The sequence below is a fragment of the Acidithiobacillus sp. TH-A36 genome, assembly GCF_057473445.1.
Genome location: NZ_JBYCKP010000417.1, coordinates 1 through 6,455, shown reverse-complemented (window position 1 = coordinate 6,455; position 6,455 = coordinate 1). Strand labels below are relative to the sequence as shown.

At 55.1% G+C, this 6,455-nt stretch carries 6 protein-coding genes; 3 read left to right on the top strand and 3 right to left on the bottom strand.

Translation table 11 applies throughout. The features are described 5' to 3' along the window. Positions 1 to 171 precede the first annotated feature (171 nt). The gene (locus AC2VLY_RS10980; RefSeq protein WP_486892608.1) at positions 172 to 912 is read right to left on the bottom strand and encodes a pteridine reductase; all 741 of its coding nucleotides are present in this window, start codon (positions 910 to 912) and stop codon (positions 172 to 174) included. A gap of 9 nt (positions 913 to 921) precedes the next feature. Here AC2VLY_RS10980 and AC2VLY_RS10975 point away from each other — a divergent pair, with 9 nt between their 5' ends. Beyond that, positions 922 to 2,064, top strand: coding sequence for a class I SAM-dependent methyltransferase (locus tag AC2VLY_RS10975; protein ID WP_486922270.1), 1,143 nt, complete (start codon positions 922 to 924; stop codon positions 2,062 to 2,064). Further along, entirely contained in the window at positions 2,061 to 2,411 is a 351-nt protein-coding gene (locus tag AC2VLY_RS10970; protein WP_193650396.1) for a Spx/MgsR family RNA polymerase-binding regulatory protein, read from the top strand. Before AC2VLY_RS10975 ends, AC2VLY_RS10970 begins: the two co-directional genes overlap by 4 nt. Here the strand turns inward: AC2VLY_RS10970 and hemN are convergent. Next, positions 2,393 to 3,784: an oxygen-independent coproporphyrinogen III oxidase gene (gene hemN / locus AC2VLY_RS10965; RefSeq protein WP_486922269.1), complete on the bottom strand. Its 1,392-nt coding sequence runs from the start codon at positions 3,782 to 3,784 to the stop codon at positions 2,393 to 2,395. The genes AC2VLY_RS10970 and hemN overlap by 19 nt on opposite strands. A gap of 36 nt (positions 3,785 to 3,820) precedes the next feature. Continuing rightward, the gene (locus tag AC2VLY_RS10960) at positions 3,821 to 4,753 is read right to left on the bottom strand and encodes a LysR family transcriptional regulator (protein WP_193650398.1); all 933 of its coding nucleotides are present in this window, start codon (positions 4,751 to 4,753) and stop codon (positions 3,821 to 3,823) included. A 291-nt stretch (positions 4,754 to 5,044) separates the two neighbouring features. Between AC2VLY_RS10960 and AC2VLY_RS10955 the strand changes: the two genes are divergently transcribed. Then, a complete protein-coding gene (locus AC2VLY_RS10955) occupies positions 5,045 to 6,397 on the top strand; it encodes an OprD family outer membrane porin (protein WP_193650399.1) in 1,353 nt (450 codons plus the stop codon). Positions 6,398 to 6,455: the final 58 nt, after the last annotated feature.

The window sequence follows — 6,455 nt, the reverse complement described above, 5'->3', positions numbered from 1 at the left end:
TCGGGGTCGGGCAGGGGGTCATCCGGACCATAACGCTTCTGACGGTCCAGTCCACGGGCGGCCATGGCCTGGGCATGGGCAATTTTGGCTGCGGCCAGCGGGTCCTGCTCTTCCAGAGCAACCAGTTCTTCTTCGCTGTAAAAGCGGATGGGGGCTTTGCTATTCATGGAATCAATATAACATGCGCCCGCCATCGACGACGAGGTTATGGCCGGTGGTATATTGGGCGTCAAAAAGCAGATAAGCCACCGCCGAGGCAATATCCTGAGGATTCCCTATCCGCTTCAGGGCGTTGCGCTCCAGCAGTGCCTGTTTATCTCCATCCGGAGGGTCATGATTTTCTGCCCAGAGCACTACGCCGGGAGAAACACTGTTGACGCGAATATCCGGACCGAGTTCTTTGGCCAGGGAGCGGGTCAGCGCCAGTAGACCCGCTTTAGTGACGCTGTAAGGCAAATAAGAGCGCAGGGGAATCTCGCCATGAATGTCACCGATGTTGACTACGGCTCCGTGACTGCGGCGTAAATGGGGGGCTGCTGCCTGGGTCAGGAACAGGGGCGCACGCAAATGAATGGCCTCCATTCGCTGCCAGTCCTCAGGCGTGATGTGCGCAAAAGGGCTGGACTGATAAATGGAGGCGTTATTGACGAGACCATCCAGGCGGCCGAAATGCGTCACGCTGGCGGCAATGAGCTGGGCGGGGAAATCCACGGCGGCCAGATCCCCGGCGATCAGCAGGCACTCTGTACGGTATTGATGGCGCAGTTCGGCGGCCAGGGCTTCGGCATCACTGCGGGATCGCTTATAATGCAGGACCAGCTGGCAGCCTTCGGCGGCCAGTTGCTGGGCGATGGCGGCCCCCACCCTGCGGGCGGCGCCAGTGATCAGAACAACTTTTTCGGTAGCTTTCAAGAGGATTCCATGCGCGCAGAGCGTCCCGATTTTTTAACCCATTCCCAGGGAGGGCGCAAGGCCAGCCTGCCGGTTCCGGATGCTGCTGCGCAAGCGCATTCGGCGCTTTTGCTGGAGCGGATTCGTGCTGAAATTCAGGCGGCAGGGGGTGTCATTTCCTTTCGCCGCTACATGGAGATGGCGCTGTATACCCCCGGTTTGGGATATTACATGGCGGGGCAAAACCGTCTGGGTGCCGACGGCGATTTTGTGACCGCTCCGGAGATGGGTTCGCTGCTGGGCAGGGTGTTGGCACGGGTGCTGGCCCTGTTGCTACAAACGGATGCGCGCAGTGACGGTATCCTTGAATTTGGCGCAGGCCGTGGCTTTCTGGCGCAACAAATTCAGCAATGCCTGCCGATGATCCCTTACACGGTGCTGGAACTCAGCCCCGATCTGCAGGCACAGCAACGGGCAATGCTTCCCTCAGTCAATCATGTGCAGCAGCTACCCGCGCACTGGCGCGGCGTCATGCTGGCCAATGAGGTGTTGGATGCCATGCCGGTAGTGGTTGTCGAAACAGATGATCAGGGCGTGTTGCGGGAGCGTGCGGTGCGCTGGAATGGAGAAGGGCTGGAATGGGCCTGGATGCCGGAGCCTTATGGCATTGAGGCACTCGACCCCGGTCTGCTGCCGCTGATGGCGCAGTGGCCTGAACATTACCGTACTGAATTACACCCTCTGGCCACCGCCTGGTTACGGGAAGTGGCGGACTCCCTGCAGTCCGGGGCGTTGATACTGATTGATTACGGCCATGAGGCGGGAGAGTATTATCATCCTCAACGTCAGTCGGGCAGTTTGCGCGCCTATTATCGCCAGCACTGGCTGGATGATCCTTTTTATTGGCCGGGATTATGTGATCTGACGGCCCATGTGAATTTCAGCGCGTTACTGCATGCTGCGCCAACGCTTGGTCTGGAAGTGGATTTTTACGGAAATCTCGCCCGTTTTCTGGTGGAGCATGGTCTTGCCGAAGTGTATGTAGAGATGGCCGCCGGGCAGGAGGTCGCAGCCCTTTTCGCATTGAATAATGAAATCAAACGCCTGACCCTCCCTCAGGAAATGGGCGAAAGCTTCAAGGTGTTGATTCTGAAAAAGAGAGAAAAAATATGACGATAACCATTTATGGTATTCGCAATTGCGATACGATGAAAAAAGCTTTTGCCTGGTTGAACGCGCAGGGTTGGTCTTATAATTTTCATGATTATAAAAAAGCCGGAGTGGCCCTGACAGACCTGCAGCATTGGGCGACGCTGTGGGGCTGGGAAGCGCTGATGAATCGCAAGGGGACGACCTGGCGGCGTTTGCCCGAAGCCGCGCGTGACTGCCAGGATGCAGACACGGCTTTTGCCTTGTTGATGGCGCAGCCCAGTCTGATCCGTCGCCCCATTCTCATCAGCGGTGATCAGGGCGTGCTGGGCTTTGATCCGGAACGTTGGCTTCAGATCACCCGAGAGTAACGGACCGACTTTTGTGGCAGGTAAGCATCAAAAACCATACAGACATGACGTATCAGGAGGCGGCCTTGGGGAGTTACCTGCAGCTTTTCTGCATCCATCTGAATCAGCCCGTCCTCTTCCAGTTGCTTCAGGGCGGGCAGGCAATCGTTAAAATGAGTTTTGAAATGGATGCCGTATTGCTGCTGTAGTGCCGCAAAATCCAGGCGAAAATCGCAGGTCAGCCGGTTGATGATATGCCGGCGCAGCAGGTCTTCTTCATTCAGGCGTATGCCCTTTTCCACGGGAAGATGACCATGATCCAGCAGCTCTCCCCAGGTATCCAGATCCTTGATATTCTGGCTGTAATTGGGGCCGACCATGGCAATGGCACTCATGCCGAAGGCGAGCAGGTCACTTCCCGCATGGGTGGAATAACCCTGGAAATTACGATAGAGGCTTCCTTCCCTTTGGGCCAGGGTCAGTTCGTCTTCTGGTAAGGCGAAATGATCCATGCCGATATACACATATCCGGCTTGCTGCAGTGTTGAGATACTTTCCGCCAGAATGCGCAGCTTGTTTTCGGGAGAGGGAATATCCGTTTCCAGGATGCGCCGCTGCGGCGGAAAGCGTTCGGGGAGATGGGCGTAGTTGAATACCGATAATCGATTGGGGCGGAGGGCAATCACTGCTTCCAGGGTGCGGGCAAAACTTTCCGGAGTTTGTAACGGCAATCCATAAATCAAATCCAGACTGATGGAGCGAAAACCCAGGGACCTTGCCCCGGCCATCACTTCAGCCAACAGTTCCAGACTTTGTTCCCGATGTACGGCTTTTTGCACGGCAATATCCAGATCCTGCACGCCAATACTGATGCGATTAAAGCCGGATTCCCGGAGGCGCTTGAGGGTGCCCGGTTCCAGAGCGCGGGGATCGATTTCAATACCATATTCTCCCCGATCATCGGGCAGGAGCTGAAAATGCCGATGAATACTGTTCAGCAGAGTGGTCAGATCATTCTGACGCAAAAAGGTGGGAGTACCACCGCCAAAATGCAGTTGCTCTACCGGACGGCTGGCATCCAGATGATTGAGATACAACGCCATTTCTTTTTCCAGCCGCGCGACATAAGGACTGCCCCATTCGTGATGACGGGTGACTACCTTGGTGCAGGCGCAATAAAAACAGAGGTGTTCACAAAAGGGAATGTGAAAATACAGGGACAGTGGCCGGGCTTGATGGTTGGACGCCTGCAGTGCCCTGATCAGATCGGTCTCGTCAAAATCTGTGCGGAAGTGCGGCGCTGTTGGATAAGAGGTATAGCGCGGCCCCGCCTGATCGTAGCGCCGGATGAGATCGGGATCGACAATCACGCTTTGTTCGGGATCAGTATGCACGGGGATGCCCTCTGTCAGACAGGGAATTTACTCAGATCATACGCCCTGAATATCTTTTACTCCAAGCAGATTTGCAGCCACACTGGCCCGGATTTCCTCCAGAAAGGCGCGCATGTGCTCTTGTTCCGACTGCTCAGCCGTGGTGGCTGCCTGCAAAGTCTGCCAAAGACCTTGAGGACCCAGTGGCAGGGCGCGCACATAACCCTTTTCACCGTAGCTCCCCACCGCCCAGGAAGGGAGAGCGGCTATACCCTGACCCGAGGCCACCAGTTGCAGGATGATGACCGTCAGTTCGGCATGCCGCCGGCGCCAGGGCTGGATGCCAGCGGGCTGCAGAAACTCCCGGAACAAATCCAGACGTCGGTCTTCCACCGGATAGGTGATGAGGGTTTCTTCCAGAAAGTCGGCGGGCTCCAGATAAGGCTTGCTGGCCAGGGCGTGGCGAGGATTGACCAGAGCGACCACTTCGTAGGCAAACAGGGGATGCAGGGTGATATCTGCGGCCATGGCATCTGGGGCGGTCAGTACGGTCAGGTCAGCCTGATGACTTTGCAGGAGAGGCAGAGGGTCCTGTTGAAAACCGGACACCAGGTCCATCTCAACGTCCGGCCAGTTTTCCCGGAAATGATCCATGGCGGGGGTCAGCCAGTCAAAACAGGTATGACATTCCACGGCAATACGCAGGCGTCCACTGTTGCCCAGCGCCCGACGTTTAAGTTCTTCCTGCAACTGCCGCACGCGGGGCAGGACTTCCCGCGCTGCCGCCAGCAATTCTTCACCGGCAGGGCTGAGGCGCAACTGGCTGCCCCGTTCACGGTCCAGAATGTTGACACCAAATTCCGCTTCCAGACCACGGAGCTGATGGGACAGGGCGGACTGGGTCAGATGCAGGCGTTGGGCTGCGGCAGCCAGACTGCCAAACTGGGCGACAGCTTCGATGGTGCGCAGGTGGCGAATTTCAATGGGCATGGCAGGCTCGATTCAGGCTGTTTCCAGATCGCATTGTCCCACGATCATCGCGTCCTGCAACATGCTTTAATCCTCAAAATGGCAGTCGGCGCGGACCAAAGTCGCTGCAAAGCTTCCAGGCCGACTGCCGTTTTATGATGATGGATACCCCTTTCAACCCGTTTCTGCCATAATCGTTATATCCATATAGAAATAACGTCACAAAAAGTTCATAAAACTGTCATCATCTTGTCATATAGCCTCGTTATTATGCCCACAGTGTTGCAAAGAACCCTAAATCGAGGAGGTCACATGTTGAAGAAAAACCGCGTTGTCATTGCACTGTTTGCGGCCCTGAGTGGCTTTGCTGCTATCGCCCATGCCGACACCAGTTCCACAGAAAATACCCTGGCTGACTTTTTTATGCACAGCAAGGTGGATGGACAAATTCGTTCTTACTATTTTGATCGGTTCTTTGGAAAGAATGCCACAAATCTCAGCGCCTTCTCGCTGGGTGGCTACATTAACGTGCATACGCCCTCTGCAGCGGGTTTCAGCGCTGATGTAGGTTTTTACACGGCTAATAGTCTGGGTGCCAATCGGGTTAATCCCGATGCTACCTTGATGGGTACCGCAGACTCCACAAATGCCTTGGGTCAGGCTTATCTGCAGTACGCCATTCCCGATGTGGTGATGATTCGGGCGGGTAACCAGGAAGTTAACACCCCTTTTGTGAATGGCTCCGACTCCCGTGCGATTCCGGCCACCTACCAGGGCATTTTTGCGCAAGTGACGCCTTACTGTGGCTGGAACATTTATGGTATGCGGATGTTCCGCTGGAAGAGTCGCACCTCAGGTGATTATTACCGCGATAACCTGTATTACAACACTGGTTTCGACGGTGACCCCATTTATGGTGGCGCGGCTGACCTGCCCGCAGGTACGCCAGCTTCCAATGGCCTTTTGGCGTTTGGTACGAGTTACAAGAGGTACGGTATCAACGCCCAGGCCTGGTATTACAACTTCTATAACTTTACTAACATGTTCTACGGCGATGCCAGTTACACTTTGAAGACGGGCATGGGGCTGGACCCGTTTCTTGGTGGTCAAGTAGTACGCGAGTGGGATGCCAACAGTCGTTTGAATAGCAGCAATTCCGGTGTCGGCGCAATCGATCACTTCCAGGGTAATGGCGTCAACAGCACTGCCTGGGGTGTGGAAGGTGGCGTCAAATATAATCTGGATAACGCCATTCTCGGCAAAGGTGCGCTGACAGCCGCGTACAATGAAATTGAATATCATCCTGGAGCCATCGGTGGTGGGGCCATTGTTTCGCCCTATACCGTCGGTTATGCAACGGATCCCCTCTATACCACGTCCATGATTCGTGGTCTGGTGGAAATGGGTCCCGGTCATGGTTTTAAAATTGGTCTGAGCCAGCATTTCCTTAACAACAGCTTTTTGTTCCAGACGGCTTATGCCCAGTACCATCTCCAGGCGGCAGGTTATGCCAACGATATCTACGGTGATCTGACTTACTTCCCCAAGGGTTTCCTCAAAGGTCTGTCCATTCGTGATCGGGTAGAAGTCGCTCATGGTGGCGGACTTCCGAATAACACCGGCTATTTCATCTACAACCGCGTGATGTTGACCTACGCATTCTAAGCGGACGCATACTGCGAAACTCAGGGAGAACAATGATGATTGCCAAAAAACATGTATT